At 70.0% G+C, this 25,219-nt stretch carries 21 protein-coding genes; 15 read left to right on the top strand and 6 right to left on the bottom strand.

Translation table 11 applies throughout. The annotated features are described in order from the left end of the window. Positions 1-62: 62 nt before the first annotated feature. Genes ACV530_RS28325 through ACV530_RS28315 form a run of 3 tightly spaced genes read right to left on the bottom strand, consistent with a single transcriptional unit; the run spans position 63 to position 3,221 of the window. Positions 63-857: a bestrophin-like domain gene (locus tag ACV530_RS28325; protein ID WP_494335475.1), complete on the bottom strand. Its 795-nt coding sequence runs from the start codon at positions 855-857 to the stop codon at positions 63-65. A 45-nt stretch (positions 858-902) separates the two neighbouring features. Next, positions 903-1,757, bottom strand: a complete 855-nt coding sequence (locus ACV530_RS28320) for a geranyl diphosphate 2-C-methyltransferase (RefSeq protein ID WP_494335474.1) — start codon at positions 1,755-1,757, stop codon at positions 903-905. A 36-nt stretch (positions 1,758-1,793) separates the two neighbouring features. Continuing rightward, a complete protein-coding gene (locus tag ACV530_RS28315) occupies positions 1,794-3,221 on the bottom strand; it encodes a family 2B encapsulin nanocompartment shell protein (protein ID WP_494335473.1) in 1,428 nt (475 codons plus the stop codon). Positions 3,222-3,705: 484 nt separating this feature from the next. Here ACV530_RS28315 and ACV530_RS28310 point away from each other — a divergent pair, with 484 nt between their 5' ends. After that, positions 3,706-4,830 carry a family 2 encapsulin nanocompartment cargo protein terpene cyclase gene (locus ACV530_RS28310; RefSeq protein ID WP_494335472.1) on the top strand — a complete coding sequence of 375 codons (1,125 nt, stop codon included), beginning with the start codon at positions 3,706-3,708 and terminating at the stop codon, positions 4,828-4,830. A 64-nt stretch (positions 4,831-4,894) separates the two neighbouring features. Here ACV530_RS28310 and ACV530_RS28305 read toward each other — a convergent pair whose 3' ends face one another. Then, positions 4,895-5,551: an MBL fold metallo-hydrolase gene (locus ACV530_RS28305; RefSeq protein ID WP_494335471.1), complete on the bottom strand. Its 657-nt coding sequence runs from the start codon at positions 5,549-5,551 to the stop codon at positions 4,895-4,897. Between the two features lie 32 nt (positions 5,552-5,583). Next, positions 5,584-6,270, bottom strand: a complete 687-nt coding sequence (locus tag ACV530_RS28300; RefSeq protein WP_494335470.1) for a maleylpyruvate isomerase family mycothiol-dependent enzyme — start codon at positions 6,268-6,270, stop codon at positions 5,584-5,586. Between the two features lie 202 nt (positions 6,271-6,472). Here ACV530_RS28300 and uvrA point away from each other — a divergent pair, with 202 nt between their 5' ends. Beyond that, complete coding sequence (uvrA, locus tag ACV530_RS28295; RefSeq protein ID WP_494335469.1) at positions 6,473-9,397, top strand: excinuclease ABC subunit UvrA; 2,925 nt, start codon at positions 6,473-6,475, stop codon at positions 9,395-9,397. A gap of 310 nt (positions 9,398-9,707) precedes the next feature. Continuing rightward, positions 9,708-10,133, top strand: coding sequence for a Rieske (2Fe-2S) protein (locus ACV530_RS28290; RefSeq protein WP_494335468.1), 426 nt, complete (start codon positions 9,708-9,710; stop codon positions 10,131-10,133). A gap of 14 nt (positions 10,134-10,147) precedes the next feature. Here ACV530_RS28290 and ACV530_RS28285 read toward each other — a convergent pair whose 3' ends face one another. After that, entirely contained in the window at positions 10,148-11,095 is a 948-nt protein-coding gene (locus tag ACV530_RS28285) for a hypothetical protein (RefSeq protein ID WP_494335467.1), read from the bottom strand. Positions 11,096-11,328: 233 nt separating this feature from the next. Between ACV530_RS28285 and ACV530_RS28280 the strand changes: the two genes are divergently transcribed. From ACV530_RS28280 to ACV530_RS28225, 12 genes are all read left to right on the top strand, one after another. Then, the gene (locus tag ACV530_RS28280; RefSeq protein ID WP_494335466.1) at positions 11,329-11,958 is read left to right on the top strand and encodes a papain-like cysteine protease family protein; all 630 of its coding nucleotides are present in this window, start codon (positions 11,329-11,331) and stop codon (positions 11,956-11,958) included. Positions 11,959-11,962: 4 nt separating this feature from the next. Continuing rightward, positions 11,963-12,793, top strand: a complete 831-nt coding sequence (locus ACV530_RS28275; protein WP_494335465.1) for a hypothetical protein — start codon at positions 11,963-11,965, stop codon at positions 12,791-12,793. A gap of 137 nt (positions 12,794-12,930) precedes the next feature. Further along, entirely contained in the window at positions 12,931-14,892 is a 1,962-nt protein-coding gene (gene uvrC, locus ACV530_RS28270) for an excinuclease ABC subunit UvrC (protein WP_494335464.1), read from the top strand. A gap of 94 nt (positions 14,893-14,986) precedes the next feature. Next, positions 14,987-15,928 (top strand): RNase adapter RapZ, encoded by a 942-nt coding sequence (rapZ, locus tag ACV530_RS28265; RefSeq protein ID WP_494335463.1) that lies wholly within the window; start codon positions 14,987-14,989, stop codon positions 15,926-15,928. Beyond that, positions 15,925-16,959, top strand: coding sequence for a gluconeogenesis factor YvcK family protein (locus tag ACV530_RS28260; RefSeq protein WP_494335462.1), 1,035 nt, complete (start codon positions 15,925-15,927; stop codon positions 16,957-16,959). Before rapZ ends, ACV530_RS28260 begins: the two co-directional genes overlap by 4 nt. Then, positions 16,950-17,969 (top strand): DNA-binding protein WhiA, encoded by a 1,020-nt coding sequence (whiA, locus tag ACV530_RS28255; RefSeq protein WP_494335461.1) that lies wholly within the window; start codon positions 16,950-16,952, stop codon positions 17,967-17,969. The genes ACV530_RS28260 and whiA overlap by 10 nt, the downstream gene beginning before the upstream one ends. A gap of 172 nt (positions 17,970-18,141) precedes the next feature. After that, positions 18,142-21,102 (top strand): M14 family metallopeptidase, encoded by a 2,961-nt coding sequence (locus ACV530_RS28250; protein ID WP_494335460.1) that lies wholly within the window; start codon positions 18,142-18,144, stop codon positions 21,100-21,102. Between the two features lie 143 nt (positions 21,103-21,245). Next, the gene (gene gap / locus ACV530_RS28245; RefSeq protein WP_494335459.1) at positions 21,246-22,250 is read left to right on the top strand and encodes a type I glyceraldehyde-3-phosphate dehydrogenase; all 1,005 of its coding nucleotides are present in this window, start codon (positions 21,246-21,248) and stop codon (positions 22,248-22,250) included. Between the two features lie 100 nt (positions 22,251-22,350). Next, the gene (locus tag ACV530_RS28240) at positions 22,351-23,562 is read left to right on the top strand and encodes a phosphoglycerate kinase (protein ID WP_494335458.1); all 1,212 of its coding nucleotides are present in this window, start codon (positions 22,351-22,353) and stop codon (positions 23,560-23,562) included. A gap of 6 nt (positions 23,563-23,568) precedes the next feature. Next, the gene (tpiA, locus tag ACV530_RS28235; RefSeq protein WP_494335457.1) at positions 23,569-24,345 is read left to right on the top strand and encodes a triose-phosphate isomerase; all 777 of its coding nucleotides are present in this window, start codon (positions 23,569-23,571) and stop codon (positions 24,343-24,345) included. A gap of 117 nt (positions 24,346-24,462) precedes the next feature. Further along, positions 24,463-24,693 (top strand): preprotein translocase subunit SecG, encoded by a 231-nt coding sequence (gene secG / locus ACV530_RS28230; protein WP_494335456.1) that lies wholly within the window; start codon positions 24,463-24,465, stop codon positions 24,691-24,693. Positions 24,694-24,850: 157 nt separating this feature from the next. Continuing rightward, complete coding sequence (locus tag ACV530_RS28225) at positions 24,851-25,186, top strand: RNA polymerase-binding protein RbpA (RefSeq protein WP_079110552.1); 336 nt, start codon at positions 24,851-24,853, stop codon at positions 25,184-25,186. The last annotated feature ends 33 nt before the right edge of the window (positions 25,187-25,219 follow it).

The following is a 25,219-nucleotide window of genomic DNA, read 5'->3' as shown; positions in this document are numbered from 1 at the left end:
CCCGGCGGTTCTGTGCGGTGACCGGTCCGCGCGCCCCATGGGCGGAGCGCGCGGTGGGTGGTTCAGCCGGCCCGCCAGTACATGGCGAGCGCGCCCTGTTCGTACGGCTTCGGGTCCACACTGAGATCCCCGCTGAACGGGCGGTCGAGCACGATCACCAGGAGCAGGCCGAAGCCGATGAGGACCGCGACGGAGGATGTGAAGAAGATCTGGACGCTCTTCCTGCGGTTGCCGAAGAGGCAGACGATGCCGAGGACGACCAGTGCCCCGCCGAAGACGAGAGCTTCGAGGAGCACGGGGAGTTGTTCGGAGCTCTGCGCGAGCCGGGCGCGGCGCTGGGCGGCCACGTCGTTGAGGCTGGTGAGAGTCTGATCGTAGAACGCCTGCTGGGCGTTGGTGCGCGGTTCGTACGCCTGGACATCGGTGTAGACCCGGTCCAGCTTGGCCGCCGTCACCGTGTAGCTGGCCCGGCCCTCCTTCATGAGCGGCCACTGGTCCTCCACCACGCCGTGCAGATAGGCGCCGACGTCCTTGTCGATGCCGTCCCGCTGCTCGGCCGGGAAGGTCCGGACGTCACGGACTATCTGTGCCAGGTCCGTGGCCTCGGTGGCAACGACCGTCCGGGCGGTCTCCAACTGCGTCCAGAGGGTGACGATCACGAAGGCCAGGATGATGCCGTAGATGGCGCCGAACATACCGAGGAGCATTCCGACGACGTCGTTGTACGTGCCCGTCGCCACGGCCGGGAAGCGGCGCTGCAGGAAGCGGGCGCCGGCCACGGTGAGGAACGTCAGGCCACCGACGACGAGCAGGACGAGGACGGGTGTGGAGAAGGTGTTGAGGAGCCACAGCTGCACTCGGGACCTCCCGCGGCAGTGCGGTACGCGCGCCCCGGCGGATGATCAGATGCGGTCGGCGGCGATGAGGAGGTAGTGGAAGCTGCCTTCGCGGTAGGCGGTGAGGAAGGGGTCTTCGACGCCGGTGGCGAGGGAGGACTGGGCTCGGAGTTCCCAGTAGGGGATGGTGGCGGCCGTGAGGTCGACGACGTTGATGGGGACGAGGCCGTTGGCGGCCATGGCCTTGAAGTAGGTGCTGCGGGGGTGGATGTTGCACGTGTAGTGCTCGTCGATGCGGCTGACGGCTTTGGAGCGGCCGCCGGTGACGTCGTTGGAGCAGCCGGTGATGACGACGTAGCGGCCGCCGAAGGCGAGTTGCCGGGCGTGTTCGGCGAAGAGGTCGAACAGGTCGACGTACATGGTGGACTCGTTGTTCCAGGCGCCCTGGAAGGCGCCGGTGGGCAGGCCCGTGTCGAGCATGTTGCGGAAGTGGTAGCGCACCTTGTCGTCCACACCCCGCTTACGGGCCTGGCCGTTGGCGAAGTCGACCTGCTGCTCGGAGATGGAGATGCCGTCGACCTGGCAGCTGAAACGCGCGTTGGCCATGATGCTGGTGCCGCCGCGCCCGCAGCCTGCGTCGAGGAGGCGGTGGTCGGGGGTGATGGGGCCCAGGTGGTCGAGGAGGACGTCGGCCTGGGCGGTCTCGAGGCGGTGGAGTTCGGCGATGATGCGGGTGTCCTCGGTGAGGACGGTGGGGTCGTAGTCGCCGAGGCCGTAGTGGTGGTGGTAGAGGCCGTCGACGTCGCCCAGGCGCAGGTTGACCGGGTCCTTCTCGTTGTTCCAGTAGTCGGCCACGGACTTCTGGTAGGCCGTGCGCAGGACGTGGTGGGCCGAGGCGGGGGCGTCCGAGGTGGTGGTCATGGTGGGTGCTCCTTCCAGCGTGGGATGCGGACCGGCTCAGGCGTCGGTGCGGGCGACCTCGACGTTCTCCAGGACGCCGAGCGCGTCGGGAACCAGTACGGCTGCCGAGTGGTAGGCGCTGACCAGGTAGGAGATGACGGCCCGGTCGTTGATGCCCATGAAGCGGACGTTGAGGCCCGGCTCGTACTCGTCCGGGATGCCGGTCTGCCGCAGTCCGACCACGCCCTGGTTGTCCTCGCCCAGGCGCATCGCCAGGATCGAGGTGGTGCCCTGCTCGGAGACCGGGAGCTTGCCCAGCGGGAAGATCGGCACACCGCGCCAGGCGGGAATGCGGTGACCGTTGATGTCCGCGTCGCCGAAGTAGATGCCGAGCTTGTTGCACTCACGGCCGAAAGCGGCGATCGCCTTCGGGTGCGCGAAGAACGCCTTGGTCTGGCGCCGCATGCTCAGCAGCTCGTCGAAGTCGTCCGGGGTGGGCGGGCCGGCGAGGGTGGAGATGCGCTGGCCGTGGTCGGCGTTGTGCAGCAGCCCGAACTCGCGGTTGTTGACCAGCTCGGACTCCTGGCGCTCACGGAGCGCCTCGATCGTCAGCCGCAACTGCTGCTCGATCTGGTTCATCGGGTCGTTGTAGAGGTCCGCGACCCGGCTGTGCACCCTCAGGACCGTCTGTGCCACGCTCAACTGGTATTCGCGCGGCGAGAGTTCGTAGTCGGCGAACGTGCCCGGAAGGCTGGGCTCCCCGGCGTGGCCCGCGGCCAGCACGATATCGGCCTCGCCGCTCCTGTTCTGCGGGCGGTCCCCTTCGGCCTGGCGGCGCTGTACGTGCTCGCGCAGACGCTCGCTCTGCCCGGCCACCTCCTCGTACGCGTGCCGGGGCAGCACCAGCACCGTGCACGCGGTCATCGTCCGCGCGGTGAACTCCCATGCACCGGGCTCCTCCGACACCGCCTGGCCGCCGAAGAAACCGCCGTCGGCGACCATCCCGACCCGCGACTCGTCCCCGTACTTCCCGGTGCCGATCTTCTCCACCTTGCCGTGCGCGATCAGGACGACCTGGTCCGCCGGCTGCCCGGCCCGCACCACGAGCTCGCCCGGGTCGTACTCCTGCTGCCGGAACCTTTCGGCGAGCGCCTGCAGCACTTCGGGATCATCGAACCCGCGCAGCAGCGGCAGTTCACCCAGCTCCGCCGGCACGACCCTGACCTCGGCCCCTTCCTGGACGAAGGTCACCCGGCCGTCGCCGACCTCGTACACCAGGCGCCGGTTGACCCGGTACGTACCACCGCTGACCTCCACCCAGGGCAGCGTCCGCTGCAGCCAGCGCGAACTGATGCCCTGCATCTGCGGTACGGACTTGGTCGTGGTCGCCAGATTCCGGGCGGCCTCGACCCCGAGGCTCAACTGCGCCCGCCCGGCGCTCTCTTCGCTCTGCTCAGGTTGCTCCGGTGTCACTGCTGTTGTCATCAGGGTTCCCTTCAACGGCGTTTGGGGGCGTTGGGGGCGCGCATCGGCGCATCTCCTGGGGTGGCCCGGGCCCGCCGCAGGAGCCTTGTTCAACAAGTGAATCAGTGCATAACGAAGTTGGTCGAGGGTGATGAAACGTGCATATCGCGTTTTCGCCACCGTCCGCAGCGCGCAGATGCCGTGTTCAGGGGCCGCCGACGCCCTCCGTGAACGGAACCCATGGTTTCTCGGAACGGCCAAAAAGCTGCGAAATATACCAGGTTATCCGACTCGGTGAGTCAGTAAATCGACGACAGGGATCGCATCCGCGCCAACATAGGTACCTACATCACTCCGTAGAGTGGACGTGTTTGTCCGGGTTGTGGCAGGGATGCACGTCAGGGCTCCGGACGGCCGGGGGCGGCCTTGTGCCGTTCCATGGGCCGTGCTACCCCTTCGGCGAGGACAGCGCCAAGTCGAACCCCCGTGGACGGAGTTGCGGATGATGGCAGCAATCCCTGGCACGAGCGACGCACCCACCACCGCCGACTTCCCCCCTTTCCTGACGCGACTGCTGTCCGGGCCGACTGGCATTGGAACGGACTCCCTGCGCTTCGCCACCGCGGCCGAGGTGCCGGTTGCTCAACCGTCGTCGTCGCCGCGGATCGAGGGCCTGTACTGTCCTCCCGCCGTGCGGGACGACCGTGCGCTGGCCGATGAGGTCAACGCCCGGCTCGTGGAGTGGGCGGAGAACGAGGTCGAGCTCTACCCGGAGGCCGAGCTGAGGGACGCGCTCGTCGCCTTCGACGCGGGGCGGTCGGTGGTCCTGTGCCACCCCGACGCGCCGGGCATCGACCACCTCATGGCCGCCGCCCGCCCCCTGATCGCCGAGAACGCCGTCGACGACTACTTCTGCGAAGCCGAGTACGGCGGCAGCGCGGACCGACGCGGCGCGGCACTGCTCGTCGCCCAGTCCGCGATCGACCCCGCCCACAACATCCCCCGCTACGAAGCCGAGTGGCGGGCCGGGATCGATGCGCACCCGGCCCTGCGCTCGATGCGCTCGGCCATGGACTACTTCTGTGCCCTGGCCACGCCGGCGCAGGCGCACCGGTTCCGGCACGACATCGCCAACCTCTACCTCGGCTACGGTGCCGAGGGCGACTGCATCAGCCAGCGCCGTACGCCCGCGGTGTGGGAGTACCTGGCGCAGCGGCAGTTCAACAGTTTCCGCCCCTGCCTGACCCTGACCGACTCCATCGGCGGCTACGAACTGCCTGCCGCTCTCTTCGCGGAGCCGGCCGTGCAGCGTGCCGTCGCCTTGTCGTCGAACGCGTCGACCATCTGCAACGACCTTTACTCACTGCGCAAGGAGCAGGCCAGTGAGCGCTTCCACTACAGCCTGCCCACCGTGATCGCTGCCGAGGAGGAGTGCTCCATCGAAGACGCCTTCCAGAAGGCGATCGAGGTCCACAACGACATCGTCCACCTCTTCGAGGAACACGCCGCCGCCCTCGCCGCCACCAACCCCCTCACCGCCCGCTTCGTCACCGGACTGCACAACTGGATGACCGGCAACCACGAATGGCACGCGGGCAACGTCGGTACGCGGTACGCGACTTCACCCTGAACGACAGCCGGGCCGCTCCCCTTGCCGAGGAGGCGGCCCGTGCGCGTATCAGGTCCTACAGGTCCTACCAGCCGCGTTCGCGCCACTCGGCGAGGTGGGGGCGCTCGGCGCCCAGCGTGGTGTCGTTGCCGTGGCCGGGGTAGACCCAGGTCTCGTCGGGGAGCCGCGCGAAGAGCTTGGTCTCCACGTCGTTGATCAGGCTGGCGAACGCCTTCGGATCGTTGTGGGTGTTGCCGACGCCCCCGGGGAAGAGGCAGTCGCCGGTGAACAGGTGCGGGTGGCCGTGCGGGTCGTCGTAGACCAGGGCGATGCTGCCCGGGGTGTGACCGACCAGGTGGCGGGCCGTGAGCTCGACGCGGCCGACGCGGATGGTGTCGCCGTCCTCGACGGGCACGTCGGTCGGCACGGGGATGCCCTCGGCGTCGTAGCGGCCCGCGTACGTACGGGCGCCGGTGGCGTCCACCACCTCGCGCAGCGCCTGCCAGTGGTCGCCGTGGCGGTGCGTGGTGACGACGGAGGCGATCCCGCTGTCGCCGATGAAGCCGATCAGGGCCTTCGGGTCGGCGGCGGCGTCGATCAGCAGTTGCTCGTCCGTCGCGCGGCAGCGCAGCAGATAGGCGTTGTTGTTCATCGGGCCGACCGCCAGCTTCGAGATCATCAGGTCGGGCAGCTCGTGGACGTCGGCGGGGCCGCCGACCTCCACCATTCCGGTGTATGCCATGAATTCAGCCTAGTTCGCCTGGTGGACGGTCTCTACAGGGGCGGGAGGGCGGGCAGCGGAGCCCCGCCGGAGTCGAGGGCCGAGCCGTCGCGGCGGCCGGCGAGCCAGCCCACCAGGTCGGCCGGGGACCCCGAGATACGGGTCCGGGGGGTCTCGTCGCGGCCGGAGTGCCACTGGCGTCCGTCCGGTGCCGTCAGCAGCAGCGCCGGCACGTCCGGGTGCCCGGAGAACCGCTGGGCGAGGAATTCGGTCTCCCGGCCGGTGAATTCCGCGGAAAGGTCCTCGAGCTCGTAGCCGATGCCCAGGTCCACGTGGTGCAGCTCGATCTCGACGAGCCGCCGGAACGGGACGCGGGCCGCGCTGTCGGTGACACCGTTGCGGAGCATGACCGTACGCGACCAGTCGGCGGGCTCCCCGGCCGCCCCGGCGAAGAGGCGCGCGCTCTCGCGCAGGTCGTCGAGCTGCACGGCGAGCGGGCGGGGGGCGTCCTCCTCGATGTCCGTGTCGCGTTGCTCGCCGCTCGCGTACATGGGCCGCCCGGCGAGGACGTTGACCAGGGCGTCGGCGTTGCGGGAGAGGTGGGCGAGGACATGGCCGCGGGTCCAGCCGGGGAGCCGGGACGGCTCGGCGAGGGCGGCGTCCGACAGACCGGCCACCGCGGCCAGCAGCCGTCCGGTCGCCTCCTCGAGCAGGGCCAGATCGTGCTCGTGATCAATCATGGCCGCACCCTAGCCGCGCCACTCGTTCAGGTGAAGGAATCCGGATCCGGCACTAAATCGAATGTACGTGCTATAGGCTCGGAGTGCGGCATCCTTAAGACATGGCCGTGGCGCCCTCGTACCCTTGGCCGGTTCGGGGGCAGTGCTCCGCCAGACGGAGCAGGAGCTACCCCCACACCTCTCAAGAAAGGTGCCGACCGGCGTGGCAGACCGTCTCATCGTCCGTGGCGCGCGTGAGCACAACCTCAAGAACGTCTCGCTCGACCTTCCCCGCGACTCCCTGATCGTCTTCACGGGACTCTCCGGCTCGGGCAAGTCGTCCCTCGCGTTCGACACGATCTTCGCCGAGGGGCAGCGCCGTTACGTCGAGTCGCTCTCCTCCTACGCACGGCAGTTCCTGGGCCAGATGGACAAGCCCGATGTGGACTTCATCGAGGGCCTCTCGCCTGCCGTCTCCATCGACCAGAAGTCGACCTCGCGCAACCCGCGCTCGACGGTCGGCACGATCACCGAGGTCTACGACTACCTCCGCCTGCTGTTCGCCCGCATCGGCAAGCCGCACTGTCCCGAGTGCGCCCGCCCGATCTCGCGCCAGTCGCCGCAGGCGATCGTCGACAAGGTGCTCGAGCTGCCGGAGGGCAGCCGCTTCCAGGTGCTCTCCCCGCTGGTGCGCGAGCGCAAGGGCGAGTTCGTCGACCTCTTCTCCGACCTGCAGACCAAGGGCTACAGCCGGGCCCGCGTCGACGGGCAGACGATCCAGCTCACCGAGCCGCCCAAGCTCAAGAAGCAGGAGAAGCACACCATCGAGGTGGTCGTCGACCGCCTCACCGTCAAGAACAGCGCCAAGCGCCGGCTGACCGACTCGGTCGAGACCGCGCTGGGCCTGTCCGGCGGCATGGTCATCCTCGACTTCGTCGACCTCCCCGAGGACGACCCCGAGCGTGAGCGGATGTACTCCGAGCACCTCTACTGCCCGTACGACGACCTGTCCTTCGAGGAGCTGGAGCCGCGCTCCTTCTCCTTCAACTCGCCCTTCGGCGCCTGCCCGGACTGCACCGGCATCGGCACCCGCATGGAGGTCGACCCCGAGCTGATCGTCCCCGACCCGGACAAGTCCCTGGACGAGGGCGCCATCAGCCCCTGGTCGCACGGCCACACCAAGGACTACTTCAACCGCCTGGTCAGTGCGCTCGCCGGCGAGCTCGGCTTCCGTACGGACATCCCCTGGGCGGGGCTGCCGCAGCGCGCCAAGAAGGCCCTGCTCAACGGCCACAAGACGCAGATCGAGGTGCGCTACCGCAACCGTTACGGGCGGGAGCGCGCGTACACCACGGCCTTCGAGGGCGCGGTGCCCTTCGTCAAGCGGCGCCACTCCGAGGCGGAGAGCGACTCCAGCCGCGAGCGCTTCGAGGGCTACATGCGCGAGGTGCACTGTCCCACCTGTGAGGGCACCCGGCTCAAGCCGATCGTGCTCGCCGTCACCGTGCAGGGACGCTCCATCGCCGAGGTCTCCGCGATGTCGATCAGCGAGTGCGCCGACTTCCTGCGCGGCATGACGCTGACCGGCCGGGAGAAGAAGATCGCCGAGCGGGTGCTCAAGGAGGTCAACGAGCGGCTGAAGTTCCTCGTCGACGTCGGCCTCGACTACCTCTCGCTCAACCGCGCCGCCGGCACGCTGTCCGGCGGCGAGGCCCAGCGCATCCGGCTCGCCACGCAGATCGGCTCCGGCCTGGTGGGCGTGCTGTACGTGCTGGACGAGCCCTCCATCGGCCTGCACCAGCGCGACAACCACCGCCTCATCGAGACGCTGGTGCGCCTGCGGGACATGGGCAACACGCTGATCGTCGTCGAGCACGACGAGGACACGATCAAGGTCGCCGACTGGGTCGTCGACATCGGTCCGGGTGCGGGTGAGCACGGCGGCAAGGTCGTGCACAGCGGTCCGCTCGCCGAACTGCTGGCCACCGAGGCCTCGATGACCGGGCAGTACCTGTCCGGCAAGCGGGCCATCGCCACCCCGGAGGTCCGCCGGCCCGTGGACCCCAAGCGGAAGCTGACGGTGCGCGGCGCGCGGGAGAACAACCTGCGCGACATCGACGTCGCTTTCCCCCTGGGCGTGCTCACGGCGGTGACGGGTGTCTCCGGCTCGGGCAAGTCGACCCTGGTCAACGACATCCTCTACACGCACCTGGCCCGGGAGCTGAACGGTGCGCGCGCCGTGCCCGGGCGGCACACGCGGGTGGACGGCGACGACCTCGTCGACAAGGTCGTCCACGTCGACCAGTCGCCGATCGGCCGTACGCCGCGCTCCAACCCGGCCACGTACACCGGTGTCTTCGACCACGTCCGCAAGCTCTTCGCGGAGACGATGGAGGCGAAGGTCCGCGGCTACCTGCCCGGCCGCTTCTCCTTCAACGTCAAGGGCGGGCGGTGCGAGAACTGCTCCGGCGACGGCACGATCAAGATCGAGATGAACTTCCTGCCGGATGTGTACGTGCCGTGCGAGGTCTGCCACGGTGCGCGCTACAACCGCGAGACGCTGGAAGTGCACTACAAGGGCAAGTCCATCGCCGAGGTGCTGGACATGCCGATCGAGGAGGCGCTCGACTTCTTCGAGGCCGTGCCGACGATCGCCCGCCACCTGCGCACGCTCCACGAGGTGGGGCTCGGGTACGTGCGGCTCGGGCAGTCCGCGCCCACGCTGTCCGGCGGCGAGGCACAGCGCGTGAAGCTCGCGAGCGAGCTGCAGAAGCGGTCGACCGGGCGCACGGTGTACGTGCTCGACGAGCCCACCACCGGGCTGCACTTCGAGGACATCAACAAGCTGATCTCGGTGCTGTCCGGTCTGGTCGACAAGGGCAACAGTGTGATCGTCATCGAGCACAACCTCGATGTGATCAAGACTGCCGACTGGGTCGTCGACATGGGCCCGGAGGGCGGCAACGGCGGCGGTCTGGTGGTGGCCGAGGGCACGCCGGAGGAGGTCGCGGCGGTGCCGGAGAGTCATACGGGGCGGTTCCTGCGGGAAATGCTCGGTGCTGCGGCGGTGCCGGTGCCTGCGGCGCGGAAGCGGAAGGCTCCGGCGAAGAAGAAGGCGGCGACGACGGCGCGGGCGCGTCGGGCCTGAGGCCTGGGGGAGGGTGCCCCGGGCCCGGTGCCCTGGGGCTGCGCCCCAGACCCCGCTTGTCGCGGCTTCGCCGCTCGTCCTCAAACGCCGGACGGGCTGGATATTTCAGCCCGTCCGGCGCTTGAGGACAACCGCGCGGAGCGCGGTTTCGGGGGTCCGGGGGCTTGCCCCCGAAACGGGGTCCGGGGGCGGAGCCCCGGGAAACGGTGAAAGGGCGGGACCGGGGCACCCACACCCCGGCCCGCACCCGGCCGGTATCGTCGGCGGGTCACCGCAGCCACACCCGCACCCGTACCCGTTGGAGCCCCCCATGACCAGCCAGCAGCCCCCCGCCTCCCGCCGTACCGTGCTGCGCGGGGCCGCGCTGGCCGGGGCCGGGGCCGCGGGGCTGTGCGGCACCGCCTGCTCGGGCGGGAAGGACAAGGCGTCGGCCGTGCCCACGGCGCCGGTGGACCTCGGGCCGGCGGGCGACGTCCCCGTCGGCGGGGCCAAGCTCTACCGCGAGCAGCGACTGGTGGTCGCGCAGCCCGCCAAGGGGGAGTTCAAGGCGTACAGCGCCGTGTGCACCCACGCGGGCTGCGTCGTCGACAAGGTCGAGGACGGGCAGATCAGCTGCCCCTGCCACGGCAGCCGCTTCGACGCCCGCACCGGCAAGGTGCTCCAGGGACCGGCCGGCGCCCCGCTGCCCTCCGTGCCGGTCAAGGTGAATGACGGCAAGCTCGTCGCGGGAGCGTGAGCGTGAGCGTAGCGCTACGACCAGTCCCAGCCGATCCCCAGGATCCCCGGACGCACCGACTGCTCCACCAGATGCACCCCGCGATGCCGCCCCGCCAGCGTCAGCTCCTGCTGCCCGCTGCGCGGCGCGCCCGCCGACGCCTGGACGAAGCGGCGGCAACGCACCGGCAGCGCGGCGGAGTCGAAGCGGACCTCGAGGACGTACTGCCCGCCCGCGAAGCTGAACCCGCGGACGTACTCACTGCTCGGCCCGCCCGTCCCGTCGTCGAAGCCGTAGCCGAACACATACGTCTCGCCCGCGCTCAGGCGCGTGTCGAAGAGCAGCTCGACGACGAGCACCCCGGACGGCCCGTGCCGGCGCACGCGCCCCACGCGGCAGTTCTCGGTGGCCCGTACGGTCATCCGCGCCGGATCGCAGCCGGTGTCCCCGTGATGGATCGCCACATACCGGTCCACCCCGTCGCGGTGCGCCCGGACCACATGATGCGAAGTGCGTTCGCGCAGCTCGCGGTTGGCGCCTATGAGGACGCGCTCCAGATGGCAGACCGTGTGCAGTCCGCCGTCGGCCGGGCACTCCAGCTCGGCGAGCAGGCGCCCCACGGCGTGCGCGGCATGCGCCTCCTCGACCAGCGAGCGTAACGAGCGCGCGGCGGGCCGCTCCGGCTCCTGGCGGTGCTGCGGTTCCAGCAGCCGGATCAGGGCGCGCGGGGGCAGGCCGAGGATGTCCTCCAGCATCCGCACGGCACGGAGCGATTCGGGGCGTTTGGGGCGGCGTGCGCCCTGCTGCCAGTAACTCAGGCTCGTCACGCCGACGTTGACGCCGCGCTGCGCGAGCCGGTGCTGCACCCGGTGCAGTGCGAGCCCGCGCGCGGTCAGTGCCGTGCGCAGTGCCACGTGGAACGGCCCGGTACGCAGTACCTGCGCCAGCTCGGCCTCGGCTGCCTGGGTGCGCGTCAGTGCCATTCCGTTCACGCCTCCTGTGAATTTTCACGCGTGGTGCATGCGATTCCGGCCATTTGGAGTGTTCCATTCCTCCTGGACGCCCGCAGGCCGTTCACATCCGGCTGTTTTCGTTCACACCGCTGTCCCACCTCGCATTGAAGCCGGTTGACCAGCCTCCGACAACACCCGATGCTCCTCCAAACGCATCCGGATGCGCCGCTCTGTTCAACCCCCCACCGCCACGGGAGAAACTCATGCCCCGTGCCTTGGCACGACCGGAAAAGTCTCGAATACGCGGCAGACGCAGCAGACGCCTGTCGGTGACGGCCCTCGCGGCCGCCGCGCTGCTCACGGTTCCCGCAGCCACCGCCACCGCGGCGACCGGCGACCGGGCGGATGTGAACTCCGCCCGCCGGCTCAACATCACCATGCAGGCCCAGCAGAAGACCAACTGGTGCTGGGCGGGCTCCGGCAACACCATCGCCACGTACTTCGGGCGCAGTTACAGCCAGAACCAGTTCTGCAACGCGGCCTTCAACCGCCGGCAGGGCACCGAGTGCCCCAACAACCAGGCCACGCTCGGCAATGTGCAGAACGCCCTCGACTGGGCCGGCATCAACTCCGGCTCGTACGTGGACGGATGGCTGCGCTACCCGACCGTCCAGAAGGAGATCAACGCCAACCGGCCGATCGAGACCCGCATCGGCTGGAAGAACGGCGGCGGCCACATGCACGTCATCTACGGCTACGACACCTCCAAGAACTGGGTGTACTGGGGCGACCCGTGGCCGTCCAGCAACCGCTACAACTGGGCCGACCACGGCTGGTACGTGGACAACAACCGGTTCGCGTGGACGCACTCGCTCTACGGGATCGGAGGGTGACGTCATGACCGACCGGCCCATCTCCCGCAAGAACGCAGTCGCCCGTAGGAACGCCATGGCCGTCGGCGCCCTCACCGCAGGGCTGTTCGGCATCGCACCGCTCGCCCACGCGGCCCCGCCGGCCGTCCCCGCACCACCTGCCCCGGGTGTCGCCGCCGCGCACGACGCGGCTGCCGCACCCTCGACGGTGGACACCCTGTCCCGCTTCTTCCAGCGCGACCACGCCCTCGCCCCCGAGGCCGGACGGCCGAAGGTCGACGGCGCCACCGTGCCCGTGTATTCCCTGTCCGCCGACTTCATGGCGGGCAAGAAGGACGCCCCCATCGCCACGCTCGACTTCTTCGCCACCAAGGCCGTCTCGCCCGACGGGCAGAAGGCATCGGTGTGGACCGCCCGCACCGGCGGCGTCTGGAAGGTCGTCAACATCGCGACCGGCGACGACGAGACGCGCTACACGGCCGAGGGCGCGAAGAAGCTCGGCGGCGGCACCGTCTTCCAGGAGCCCCAGATCAACGCCTGGTTCGTGCAGCGCGGCGACCGCGTCCTGCCGCTCGGCGCGGACGCAGAGCGGGCGGTCGGCGCCAAGGGCACCACCGTCGAGGCCTACCGGGCCCGGGTCGCCAAGGCCTACGGCGACAAGCTGCCCGGCTCCGCCTACGCGAAGAAGGGCCTCGCCGGAGGCTACGGCCAGTCGGCACAAGAGGACGTGACCATGGCGGCCTCCGGGCACGGCTCCGGTACGTCCTCCACGGCCGTCACCACGGTGGCCGGGGCATCCGCCCTGGCCGTCCTCGGCCTCTCCGCCGTGGCGGTGCGCAGGCTCCGGCGCCGCTGACCCGACGGCACCGGACAACCCCCCACCCCGCACCGCCTCCGTGCTCCGGCCCCGGCAGCGTCCTCGCCGCCGGGGCCGGAGACGTGACCGGCTCCTGGACGATGGAGTTGTCAGTGCCCGCAAGTAGGGTTGGGGGCATGGCAGACCCCAGCAGCTACCGACCCAAGCCGGGACAGATCCCCGACTCGCCGGGGGTCTACAAGTTCCGCGACGAGCACGGCCGCGTGATCTACGTCGGGAAGGCGAAGAGCCTGCGCCAGCGGCTCTCCTCGTACTTCCAGGACCTCGCCGGCCTGCACCCGCGCACCCGCACCATGGTCACCACGGCCGCGTCCGTCGAGTGGACCGTCGTCTCCACCGAGGTCGAGGCGCTCCAGCTCGAGTACTCCTGGATCAAGGAGTTCGACCCGCGGTTCAACGTGAAGTACCGCGACGACAAGAGCTACCCGTACCTCGCCGTCACTCTGGGCGAGGAGTTCCCCCGGGTCCAGGTGATGCGCGGCGCCAAGAAGAAGGGCGTGCGCTACTTCGGCCCGTACGGCCACGCCTGGGCGATCCGCGAGACCGTCGACCTGATGCTGCGCGTCTTTCCCGTACGCACCTGCTCCGCAGGGGTGTTCAAGCGCTCCCACCAGATCGGCCGCCCCTGCCTGCTCGGCTACATCGGCAAGTGCTCCGCGCCCTGCGTCGGCCGCGTCAGCCCCGGGGAACACCGCGAACTGGCCGAGGAATTCTGCGACTTCATGGCCGGCCGTACCGGCACGTACATCCGCCGTTTGGAACAGCAGATGCACGATGCCGCCGAGGAGATGGAGTACGAGAAGGCGGCCCGGCTGCGGGACGACATAGAAGCGCTCAGGCGCGCCATGGAGAAGAACGCGGTCGTCCTCGCCGATGCCACCGACGCCGACCTGATCGCGGTCGCCGAGGACGAACTCGAGGCAGCCGTGCAGATCTTCCACGTCCGCGGCGGCCGGGTGCGTGGCCAGCGCGGCTGGGTGACGGACAAGGTCGAGGCCGTCGACACCGCGGGCCTGGTCGAGCACGCCCTCCAGCAGCTCTACGGCGAGGAGACGGGCGACGCGGTCCCCAAGGAGGTCCTCGTGCCCGCCCTGCCCGAGCCGGCCGGCCCCGTCACGGCCTGGCTCGCCGAGCGACGCGGCTCCCGGGTCGACCTGCGCATTCCGCAGCGCGGCGACAAGAAGGACCTGATGGCCACGGTCCAGCGCAACGCCCAGCAGGCGCTGGCCCTGCACAAGACCAAGCGGGCCTCCGACCTGACCACCCGCTCGCGCGCCCTCGAGGAGATCGCCGAGGCCCTCGAGCTGGACTCGGCGCCGCTGCGCATCGAGTGCTTCGACATCTCCCACCTCCAGGGCCAGGACGTGGTCGCGTCCATGGTCGTCTTCGAGGACGGCCTCGCCCGCAAGAGCGAGTACCGCCGCTTCCAGATCAAGAGCTTCGAGGGGCAGGACGACGTCCGCTCCATGCACGAGGTCGTCGGCCGCCGCTTCCGCCGCTATGTGCAGGAGAAGCAGAAAACGGGCGAGTGGGATGTGGACGAAGAGGCGCGCGAGGAGAACGGCCGCCCCAAGCGGTTCGCCTACCCGCCGCAGCTCGTCGTGGTCGACGGCGGCCGCCCTCAGGTCGAGGCCGCCCGCAAGGCGATGGACGAGCTCGGCATCGAGGACGTCGCCGTGTGCGGGCTCGCCAAGCGGCTCGAGGAGGTCTGGCTCCCCGGCGAGGACGACCCGGTCATCCTCCCGCGCACCAGCGAGGGCCTCTATCTCCTCCAGCGCGTCCGCGACGAGGCGCACCGTTTCGCCATCACCTACCAGCGCGGCAAGCGCGCCAAGGCGCTCAAGGCGGGCCCGCTGGACGCGGTCGCCGGCCTCGGCGAGACCCGCAAGCAGGCGCTGCTCAAGCACTTCGGCTCGGTCAGGCGGCTGAGGGCCGCGACCGTCGAGCAGATCTGCGAGGTCCCGGGCATCGGCCGCAAGACCGCCGAGACGGTTCTTGCGACACTCGCCCGTACGGCCCCGCCCGCGCCGGCCGTGAACACCGCGACGGGCGAGATCATGGAAGAGACGGAGGGGTGACGGCCATGACCAGCCGGCCCTCCGCCCGGCAGCAGCACACGACAGGAGGACGGCCCCGCACCCGCGGTGCCGTCGGCAGAACGGGGGAGATCACATGCAGGACGCCATGAACGCGAATCATCGGGACGGAGCAGCGGTGAGTACGGGCACCACGGATACGACGGGCGAGGCGGTCGCCATCCCCGAGCTGGTGATCATCTCCGGTATGTCGGGAGCGGGCCGCAGCACCGCCGCCAAGTGCCTGGAGGACCTCGGCTGGTTCGTCGTGGACAACCTGCCGCCCGCCCTCATCCCCACCATGGTGGACCTCGGCGCCCGCTCCCAGGGCAACGTGGCCCGTATCGCCGTGGTGGTGGACGTCCGCGGCCGGCGCTTCTTCGACAACCTCCGCGAGTCCCTCGCCGACCTGGCCTCCAAAAAGGTCAAGCGGCGCGTGATCTTCCTGGAGGCGTCCGACGAGGCGCTGGTCCGGCGCTTCGAGTCGGTGCGCCGCCCGCACCCGCTGCAGGGCGCCGGGCGCATCGTCGACGGCATCGCGGCCGAGCGCGACCTGCTGCGCGAGCTGCGCGGCGACGCCGACCTCGTCATCGACACCTCCAGCCTCAACGTCCATGAGCTGCGCGCCAAGATGGACGCCCAGTTCGCGGGCGAGGAGGAGCCGGAGCTGCGGGCCACCGTCATGTCCTTCGGCTACAAGTACGGTCTTCCGGTCGACGCCGACCTCGTGGTCGACTGCCGCTTCCTGCCGAACCCGCACTGGGTCCCGGAGCTGCGGCCCTTCACCGGGCTCAACGAGGAGGTCTCGGGCTATGTCTTCAACCAGCCCGGTGCCAAGGAGTTCCTCGACCGCTACACCGAGCTGCTCCAGCTGATCGCCGCGGGCTACCGGCGCGAGGGCAAGCGCTATGTGACCATCGCCGTCGGCTGCACCGGCGGCAAGCACCGCTCGGTCGCGATGTCCGAGAAGCTCGCCCACCGCCTCGTCTCCGAGGGCGTCGAGACCGTCGTGGTCCACCGCGACATGGGGCGCGAGTGACCCGCCGCTCCTTCCGGCTGCGCCGCGTCCGGGTCCCCGGCCGCGGCGCCGGCCGGGGACGCTCCGGCGCACAGCCCAAGGTCGTCGCCCTCGGCGGCGGCCATGGGCTGTCGGCCTCGCTCGCCGCGCTGCGCCGTATCACCGGCGACCTGACCGCCGTCGTCACCGTCGCCGACGACGGCGGTTCCAGCGGCCGGCTCCGTGACGAGCTCGGTGTGCTGCCGCCCGGCGATCTGCGCAAGGCGCTCGCGGCCCTGTGCGGCGACGACGACTGGGGCCAGACCTGGGCCCGCGTCATCCAGCACCGCTTCACCAGCGAGGGCGAGATGCACGGCCACGCCGTGGGCAATCTGCTGATCGTCGCGCTCTGGGAGCAGCTGGGCGACCATGTGCAGGCCCTCGACCTGGTGGGCAAGCTGCTCGGCGCCCACGGCCGGGTGCTGCCCATGTCCGCCGTTCCGCTGGAGCTCCAGGCGCTCGTCCGGGGCCACGACCCGGCCGAGCCCGACGCCATCAGCACGGTCCGCGGACAGGCCACCGTGGCGCTCACCCGGGGCGAGGTGCAGTCCGTGCACGTCGTCCCCGAGGACCCGCCCGCGGTGCCCGAAGCCGTCGAGGCCGTCCTGGACGCGGACTGGGTGGTGCTCGGTCCGGGGTCCTGGTTCTCCTCGGTCATCCCGCATCTGCTGGTGCCCGAACTGCTCGACGCCCTGCAGGTCACGAAGGCCCGGCGGGTCCTCTCGCTCAACCTCGCGCCGCAACCCGGCGAAACCGATGGCTTCTCCCCGCAGCGTCATTTGGAGGTTTTGGCCCGACACGCCCCTAAACTCGCCCTGGACGTGGTGCTGGCCGACGAGGCCGCCGTGCCCGACCGCGCAAGCCTGCGCGAGGCCGCCGAGCGTCTCGGCGGCACGGTCGAGCTGGCGCCGGTCGCCGCGCAGGGGAGTTCCGCGAAGCACGATCCGGAGCTGTTGGCCGCCGCGTACGACCGTATTTTTCGGATGCATGGAAGGATCGGCCCATGGCGATGACGGCAGCGGTGAAGGACGAAATCTCCCGGCTCCCCGTCACCCGTACCTGCTGCCGCAAGGCGGAGGTCTCGGCGATCCTGCGGTTCGCGGGCGGGCTGCACCTCGTCAGCGGGCGCATCGTGATCGAGGCGGAGCTGGACACCGGTATCGCGGCCCGGCGGCTGCGCAAGGACATCCTGGAGATCTTCGGACACGCTTCCGACCTGGTGGTGATGGCCCCCGGCGGGCTGCGCCGCGGCAGCCGGTACGTGGTGCGGGTGGTGGCGGGCGGTGACCAGCTGGCCCGGCAGACCGGTCTGGTCGACGGCCGCGGCCGGCCGATCCGCGGACTGCCTCCCCAGGTGGTCTCGGGTGCCACGTGCGATGCCGAGGCCGCCTGGCGGGGCGCGTTCCTCGCCCACGGCTCGCTCACCGAGCCCGGCCGCTCCTCCTCCCTCGAGGTCACCTGCCCGGGCCCGGAGGCGGCGCTCGCCCTGGTCGGCGCGGCCCGGCGGCTGCAGATCGCGGCCAAGGCCAGAGAGGTGCGCGGCGTGGACCGGGTCGTCGTCCGCGACGGCGACGCGATCGGCGCGCTGCTGACCCGGCTCGGGGCCCACGAGTCCGTGCTGGCCTGGGAGGAGCGGCGGATGCGCCGCGAGGTCCGGGCCACCGCCAACCGCCTCGCCAACTTCGACGACGCCAATCTGCGCCGCTCCGCCCGTGCCGCCGTCGCGGCCGGCGCCCGGGTGCAGCGGGCCCTGGAGATCCTCGGCGAGGAGGTGCCCGAGCACCTCGCCGCGGCCGGGCGGCTGCGCATGGAGCACAAGCAGGCCTCGCTCGAGGAGCTCGGCGCCCTCGCCGACCCGCCGCTGACCAAGGACGCCGTCGCCGGCCGGATCCGGCGCCTGCTCGCCATGGCCGACAAGCGGGCCCAGGATCTGGGCATCCCGGGCACCGAGTCGAATCTGTCCGACCTCGCCGACCTGCCCGACGATATGGTCGACGGCATGGTCAAGGGCATGGTCGGCTGACCCCTTCGAACGGCTTTTCCCGCCCCCGGCGTTCACCGGACGCCGGGGGCGTCGTCATGCCGCCGTCATGCCGTCGTCGCGCCGGGGCGCATGAGGCGCTATTGACATGATCATGGGGGCTCGCAAGCCTGGCGTGCGGCATTGACGTGGCACACCACAGCTTGGGGGGTTCATGAGACGCAAGACGCGTACGTTCCTCGCAACAGCCTCGCTGCTGGCCGCAGGTCTGACGGCGGCGCCCTTCGCACAGGCGCAGCCGCACCCGGACACCGCGGCGAGCGCCGACGCACTGACCGTATGGCACGCCAAGGTGACCCGGGCGCAGATGCCGCTGCTGCTCAGGGCGGGCCTCGACGCACACGAACTGGGCGAGCACCCGGCCGGTGACGGCACCCGGCCGGTCGAGCTCGTCCTCACCCGACAACAGGCCGAGTCCCTGCGCCGACAGGGCGTGGACCTGACCGAGCACCGGGTGCCGAAGCGCACCCAGGAGCGGCTGAAGGCCCAGGGCGACGGGGTCTTCCGGCGGTACGGCCCCAAGGGCGGGCTGATGGACGAGATGGTCAACACGGGCCGGGAACACCCCGGTCTGACCAAGGTCGTCAGCATCGGCAAGACCGTCAAGGGCAAGGACATCCTCGCCGTCAAGGTCTCGAAGCACGCGGAGACCACGCGCGACGGGTCGAAGCCGTCCGTGCTCTACCTGTCCAACCAGCACGCCCGTGAGTGGATCACCCCGGAGATGACCCGGCGGCTGATGCACTACTACATCGGCAACTACGGCAAGGACGACCGGATCACCCGGCTCGTGGACCGCACCGAGCTGTGGTTCGTGCTCTCCGCCAACCCGGACGGCTACGACTACACGTTCCAGAGCCCGAGCACCCGGCTCTGGCGCAAGAACCTGCGCGACAACAAGGGCGACGGGAAGATCGGTCCCGGTGACGGCGTCGACCTCAACCGCAACTTCCCCTACAAGTGGGGCTACGACAACGAGGGTTCGTCCCCCGACCCGGCCTCCGAGACCTACCGCGGCAAGGGCCCCGCCTCCGAGCCGGAGACCCGTGCCCTCGACGCCTTCGAGAAGCGCGTCCACTTCACGTACGCCATCAACTACCACTCCGCCGCCGAACTGTTGCTCTACGGCGTCGGCTGGCAGGTCGCCACCCCCACCCCGGACGACGTTCTCGCCAAGGCGCTCGCCGGGACCCCGCAGAAGTCCGCGATCCCGGGCTACCACCCGCAGCTCTCGTCCGAGCTGTACACGACGAACGGCGAGGCCGACGGCCACGCGGAGAACGTCAACGGCACGTTGATGTTCACCCCGGAGATGTCGACCTGCCAGACCGCCTCCCGGGCGGACACCACCGGACGCTGGAACCCGGCCGACTGCCCATCCGGATTCAGCTTCCCCGACGACGAGAAGCTGATCCAGGCGGAGTTCACCAAGAACATCCCCTTCGCCCTCTCCGTCGCCGAGACCGCGTCGCACGCCGACCGGCCCTCGTCCTCCGTCGGCCTGAACGCCCCGGACTTCACCCCCGACGTCTTCAAGGACTCCTTCGCCAACGGCGCCGACCAGCCCGTGGCCGTCACCGCGCGCAAGAGCGTCCGCGACAAGCGCCTCAACTACCGTATCGACGGCGGCCGTCCGCAGTCCGCGCCCCTGAAGCCGTGGAAGGGCGGCAAGCGTTACGGAGGCAAGGACAACCTCTTCTTCGACCAGTACCGCGCCTCGGTCCACGGCGCGCGCTCCGGATCCAAGGTGGAGGTCTGGTTCAGCGGACGCGGCGCCGAAGGCAGGGCCACCAGGAGCGACTCCTTCACCTACACCGTGTGGCACCGTCCCGCCGCCGACACCCTGGTCATCGCCGACGAGGGCGGCACCGGCCCGGCCCGGCAGCTCGCCACCTACACCCAGGCGGTCGCCGCCACCGGGCACAAGGCCGTCGTCTGGGACGTCGCCAAGCAGGGCGCGCCCCATCCGCTGGGCGTACTGCGCCACTTCAGGACGGCCCTGTGGTACTCCGGCACCGCCAACCGGCCAGGGGGCGACACCCTGCTCGCCGTACGGGACTTCATCAACGAGGGCGGAAAACTCATCGCCGCGGGGCAGCAGATGGGCGGCACCGCACAGATCGGCCCGGCCGACACGAGCGACTTCGGCCAGTACTACCTGGGCGCCTACAGCCGTTCCTCGCAGCCGCACCCCCAGCGCTTCGCCGGCACCGGGCGGCTCGCGGGCACCAAGGTCTACCTCGCCGACGCCCCCGGCAACCCGCTCGACTCCGCAGGCGCGTTCATCCCCACCTCCGACATCCTGAAGCCCGGCGAGTTCCCGCAGTTCCGCAGCGCCGCCGCGGGCGACTACCCCGGAGTGCGCACCGCCTTCGAGCCCTACGCGGGCGACTGGATGGCCGCCGCCAAGCACCAGGACAGCGCCTGGATGCGGCTCTCGCGCACCGTCGACCTCACGGGGGCGGGCGCGGCGGACAAGCCCTCCCTCGGCTTCCAGCTCAGCTACGACACCGAACCCGGCTACGACCACGTCATCGTCGAGGCGCACACCGTGGGACAGGACGACTGGACGACGCTGCCCGACACGAACGGCGGTACGACGGCGGACGTTCCCACCGGGTGCGGCGACGGCTCCTTCCTCGCCCTGCACCCCTTCCTGCGGCACTACCTCACCGCCGGTGACGGGACCTGCGCGGCCAAGGGCACCTCGGGCACCTGGAACCGCTTCACCGGCCCCGCGCAGGGCTGGAAGCCCGTCGCCTTCGATCTGAGCGCGTACGCCGGCAAGCAGGCCGAGGTGGCGATCTCGTACGTCACCGACTCCGCCAACGGCGGACGCGGCGCCTTCGTCGACGAGACCACGGTCACCGTCGGCGGAAAGGCGCAGTCCACCGAGGGGTTCGAGAGCTCGCTGGGCCCCTGGAGCGTGCCGGGGCCGCCCGCGGGCAGCCCCGGGAACACCGGCGACTGGGCCCGTTCGCAGGCGCTCTTCCATGCCTCGGCGGCCGTCACCACGCGTGACACCGTGCTCCTCGGCTTCGGGCTGGAACATGTGCGGACCGAGGGTCAGCGAGTGGCTCTTCTGAGCGCGGCCCTGCGCATTCTGCGTGTCTGACGCCACTACGGTCCCCCCTTGACTTCGGGGGGACCTCCAATGTCACGTACCTCCACGGTTGGAGGTAGGGTCGGTGTTGGTCGGGGACATCCCAAATGCAGCCGCCGGCGGACAGACCGGCATACCAACGAGGAGATCGGTTCGTGACGATCCGCGTAGGCATCAACGGCTTTGGCCGTATCGGTCGTAACTACTTCCGTGCGCTCCTGGAGCAGGGTGCGGACATCGAGATCGTCGGTGTCAACGACCTGACCGACAACGCCACTCTGGTGCACCTGCTGAAGTACGACAGCATCCTCGGTCGCCTGAAGCAGGACGTCAGCCACACCGACGACACCATCACCGTCGGTGACATGACGTTCAAGACGATGGCCGAGCGCGACCCCGCCAACCTGCCCTGGGGCGAGCTGCGTGCCGACATCGTCATCGAGTCCACGGGCATCTTCACCAAGCGCGAGGACGCCGCCAAGCACCTCGCCGCCGGTGCGAAGAAGGTCCTCATCTCGGCTCCGGCCAAGAACGAGGACATCACCATCGTGATGGGCGTCAACCAGGACAAGTACGACGCGGCCAACCACCACGTCATCTCCAACGCCTCCTGCACCACCAACTGCGTGGCGCCGATGGCCAAGGTTCTCGACGAGAACTTCGGCATCGTCAAGGGCATGATGACGACGGTCCACGCGTACACCAACGACCAGCGCATCCTGGACTTCCCGCACTCCGACCTGCGCCGCGCCCGCGCCGCCGCGGAGAACATCATCCCGACCTCGACGGGTGCCGCCAAGGCCACCGCCCTGGTCCTCCCGCAGCTGAAGGGCAAGCTGGACGGCATCGCCATGCGCGTCCCGGTCCCGACCGGCTCGGTCACCGACCTCGTCCTGGAGCTCGACCGCGAGGTCACCAAGGAAGAGATCAACGCCGCCTTCCAGAAGGCCGCCGAGGGTCAGCTCAAGGGCATCCTCGAGTACACCGAGGACGCGATCGTCTCCTCGGACATCGTCAACTGGCCGGCCTCCTGCACCTTCGACTCGCAGCTGACGATGGTCCAGGGCACGCAGGTCAAGGTCGTCGGCTGGTACGACAACGAGTGGGGCTACTCCAACCGCCTCGTGGACCTGACCGTCTTCGTCGGCGGCCAGCTCTGATCCGAGCGATGTAAAAAGGACGGGGCTCGTACGGCGCACAGTCGCGCGGTACGGGCCCCGTCGCATGGCTGATACTCACGGAAGTCACCGGAGTCACCGAATGAAGACGATCGACGAACTCGTCCAGAGCGGCGTCGAGGGCAAGCGGATCTTCGTCCGCGCCGACCTCAACGTGCCCCTCGCGGGCACCACCATCACCGACGACGGCCGCATCCGCGCCGTCGCGCCGACGATCGCCAAGCTCGCCGAGGCGGGCGCCAAGGTGATCGTCGCCTCCCACCTGGGCCGCCCCAAGGGTGCCCCGGACCCCCAGTTCTCCCTGGCCCCGGTCGCGAAGCGACTCGGTGAGCTGCTGGGCAGGAATGTCTCGTTCGCCACCGACACGGTCGGCGAGAGCGCGAAGGCCACCGTTGCCGCCCTCGGCAACGGCGAGGTCACGCTGCTCGAGAACCTCCGTTTCAACGCGGGCGAGACCAGCAAGGACGACGCCGAGCGCGGCGCCTTCGCCGACGAGCTGGCGCAGCTCGCCGATCTCTACGTGGGCGACGGCTTCGGCGCCGTGCACCGCAAGCACGCCTCGGTCTTCGACCTCCCGGCGCGCCTGCCCCACGCCGCGGGCGACCTGATCGCCACCGAGGTCGGCGTGCTGAAGAAGCTGACCGCGGACGTGAAGCGGCCGTACGTCGTGGTCCTCGGCGGTGCCAAGGTCTCCGACAAGCTGGGCGTCATCGACAACCTGCTGGAGAAGGCCGACCGCATCCTCATCGGCGGCGGCATGTCGTACACCTTCCTCAAGGCCAAGGGCCACGAGGTCGGCATCTCGCTGCTCCAGGAGGACCAGATCCCGGTCTGCCTGGAGTACCTGGCCCGGGCCGAGGCGCGCGGCGTGGAGTTCGTCCTCCCCGTGGACGTGCTGGTCTCCGCCGACTTCCCGGACCTGAGGACCAAGGCCCCGGCCAACCCCGAGCTGGTCTCCTCGGACGCCATCCCGGCGGACAAGGAGGGCCTGGACATCGGCCCGAAGACGCGCGAGCTCTACGCCGCGAAGCTCGCCGACGCGGGCACCGTCTTCTGGAACGGTCCGATGGGCGTCTTCGAGCACCCCGACTACGCGAACGGCACCAAGGCCGTCGCCCAGGGCCTGCTCGACAGCGATGCCTTCACCGTCGTGGGCGGCGGTGACTCGGCCGCGGCCGTGCGCCTGCTCGGCTTCGACGAGACTGCTTTCGGCCACATTTCCACCGGCGGTGGCGCGAGCCTCGAGTACCTCGAGGGCAAGACGCTCCCCGGCCTTGCCGCACTGGAGGACTGAACCACCGTGTCTGACCGCATGCCCCTGATGGCGGGCAACTGGAAGATGAACCTCAACCACCTCGAGGCCATCGCCCACGTCCAGAAGCTCGCCTTTGCCCTCACGGAGAAGGACCTCGCGTCCACCGAGGTCGCCGTCCTGCCGCCGTTCACCGACCTGCGCTCCGTGCAGACCCTGGTCGACGGCGACAAGCTCAAGATCAAGTACGGTGCCCAGGACATCTCCGCGCACGAGTCCGGCGCGTACACCGGCGAGATCTCCGGCCCCATGCTCGCCAAGCTCAAGTGCGCCTACGTGGCCGTCGGCCACTCCGAGCGCCGCCAGTACCACGGCGAGACGGACGAGATCTGCAACGCCAAGGTCAAGGCCGCCTTCGCCAACGGCATCACCCCGATCCTGTGCGTCGGCGAGGGCCTGGACGTCCGCAAGGCCGGCAACCAGGTCGCGTACACCCTCGCCCAGCTCGACGGCGCCCTGAAGGACGTCCCGGCCGAGCAGGCCGAGACGATCGTCATCGCCTACGAGCCGGTGTGGGCCATCGGCACCGGCGAGGTCGCCACCCCCGAGGACGCCCAGGAGGTCTGCGGGGCGATCCGCGGCCGCCTGGCCGAGCTCTACAGCCAGGAGCTGGCGGACAAGGTCCGTATCCAGTACGGCGGCTCGGTCAAGTCCGGCAACGTCGCGGCGATCATGGCGCAGCCCGACGTGGACGGCGCCCTGGTCGGCGGCGCGGCACTGGACGCGGACGAGTTCGTCAAGATCGTCCGCTTCCGCGACCAGTAGCGGTATGACGACGGGGGCTCCCCGTCGTACCCTTGCGGGGCCGGGACCGGCGGCGATGCCATCCCGGCCCCGCACTGTCAGTCGATCCAGTCCGAGAGAGTTGGTCCAGCCGTGGTCATGGGGTTCTCGATCGCCCTCATCATCTTCAGCGCGCTGCTGATGATGTTGGTGCTCATGCACAAGGGGAAGGGCGGCGGTCTGTCCGACATGTTCGGCGGTGGCATGCAGTCCTCCGTAGGCGGTTCCTCGGTCGCCGAGCGCAACCTCGACCGGATCACGATCGTCGTCGGACTGCTGTGGTTCGCGTGCATTGTCGTGCTCGGCGTGCTGATGAAGCTCAACAGCTGACGTACCGTCGCAACTCCGGCCTATGATGGGGGCTCGCATTCTGCGGCCGGGGCGGTAACTCCCGGCCCGGGACGCGCGTTGGGCCTTACGTAGACTGGGGCGCCCGCGGCGGAGCGGACTGTCACGCTTCGCGGCACTCATGCAGGGAGTTACGACCGTGGCAAGTGGCAACGCGATCCGAGGAAGCCGGGTCGGGGCGGGGCCGATGGGGGAGGCCGAGCGGGGAGAATCCGCACCGCGCCTCCGCATCTCCTTCTGGTGCTCGAACGGGCACGAGACGCAGCCGAGCTTCGCCAGTGATGCACAGGTGCCGGACACCTGGGACTGTCCGCGCTGCGGCTTCCCGGCCGGCCAGGACCGGGACAGTCCCCCGGACCCGCCGCGCACCGAGCCGTACAAGACGCATCTGGCGTATGTGCGCGAACGGCGCAGCGACGCGGACGGCGAGGCGATCCTCGCCGAGGCGCTCGCCAAGCTGCGCGGCGAGATCTGACAACCAGTCTCTGACAATCAGTCATAGAGATTT

It is taken from the genome of Streptomyces sp. SX-6 (assembly GCF_059089585.1).
This window is presented reverse-complemented; position numbering and strand designations above follow the sequence as displayed.

Coding starts and splice junctions, on each gene's coding strand:
- ACV530_RS28315 (WP_494335473.1), bottom strand. CDS start 3,221: ATGACAACAGCAGTGACACCGGAGCAACCTGAGCAGAGCGAAGAGAGC.
- secG (WP_494335456.1), top strand. CDS start 24,463: ATGGGGTTCTCGATCGCCCTCATCATCTTCAGCGCGCTGCTGATGATG.
- ACV530_RS28290 (WP_494335468.1), top strand. CDS start 9,708: ATGACCAGCCAGCAGCCCCCCGCCTCCCGCCGTACCGTGCTGCGCGGG.
- ACV530_RS28275 (WP_494335465.1), top strand. CDS start 11,963: ATGACCGACCGGCCCATCTCCCGCAAGAACGCAGTCGCCCGTAGGAAC.
- uvrC (WP_494335464.1), top strand. CDS start 12,931: ATGGCAGACCCCAGCAGCTACCGACCCAAGCCGGGACAGATCCCCGAC.
- ACV530_RS28285 (WP_494335467.1), bottom strand. CDS start 11,095: ATGGCACTGACGCGCACCCAGGCAGCCGAGGCCGAGCTGGCGCAGGTA.
- ACV530_RS28250 (WP_494335460.1), top strand. CDS start 18,142: ATGAGACGCAAGACGCGTACGTTCCTCGCAACAGCCTCGCTGCTGGCC.
- ACV530_RS28240 (WP_494335458.1), top strand. CDS start 22,351: ATGAAGACGATCGACGAACTCGTCCAGAGCGGCGTCGAGGGCAAGCGG.
- ACV530_RS28280 (WP_494335466.1), top strand. CDS start 11,329: ATGCCCCGTGCCTTGGCACGACCGGAAAAGTCTCGAATACGCGGCAGA.
- whiA (WP_494335461.1), top strand. CDS start 16,950: ATGGCGATGACGGCAGCGGTGAAGGACGAAATCTCCCGGCTCCCCGTC.
- ACV530_RS28300 (WP_494335470.1), bottom strand. CDS start 6,270: ATGATTGATCACGAGCACGATCTGGCCCTGCTCGAGGAGGCGACCGGA.
- ACV530_RS28320 (WP_494335474.1), bottom strand. CDS start 1,757: ATGACCACCACCTCGGACGCCCCCGCCTCGGCCCACCACGTCCTGCGC.
- ACV530_RS28310 (WP_494335472.1), top strand. CDS start 3,706: ATGGCAGCAATCCCTGGCACGAGCGACGCACCCACCACCGCCGACTTC.
- rapZ (WP_494335463.1), top strand. CDS start 14,987: ATGCAGGACGCCATGAACGCGAATCATCGGGACGGAGCAGCGGTGAGT.
- ACV530_RS28305 (WP_494335471.1), bottom strand. CDS start 5,551: ATGGCATACACCGGAATGGTGGAGGTCGGCGGCCCCGCCGACGTCCAC.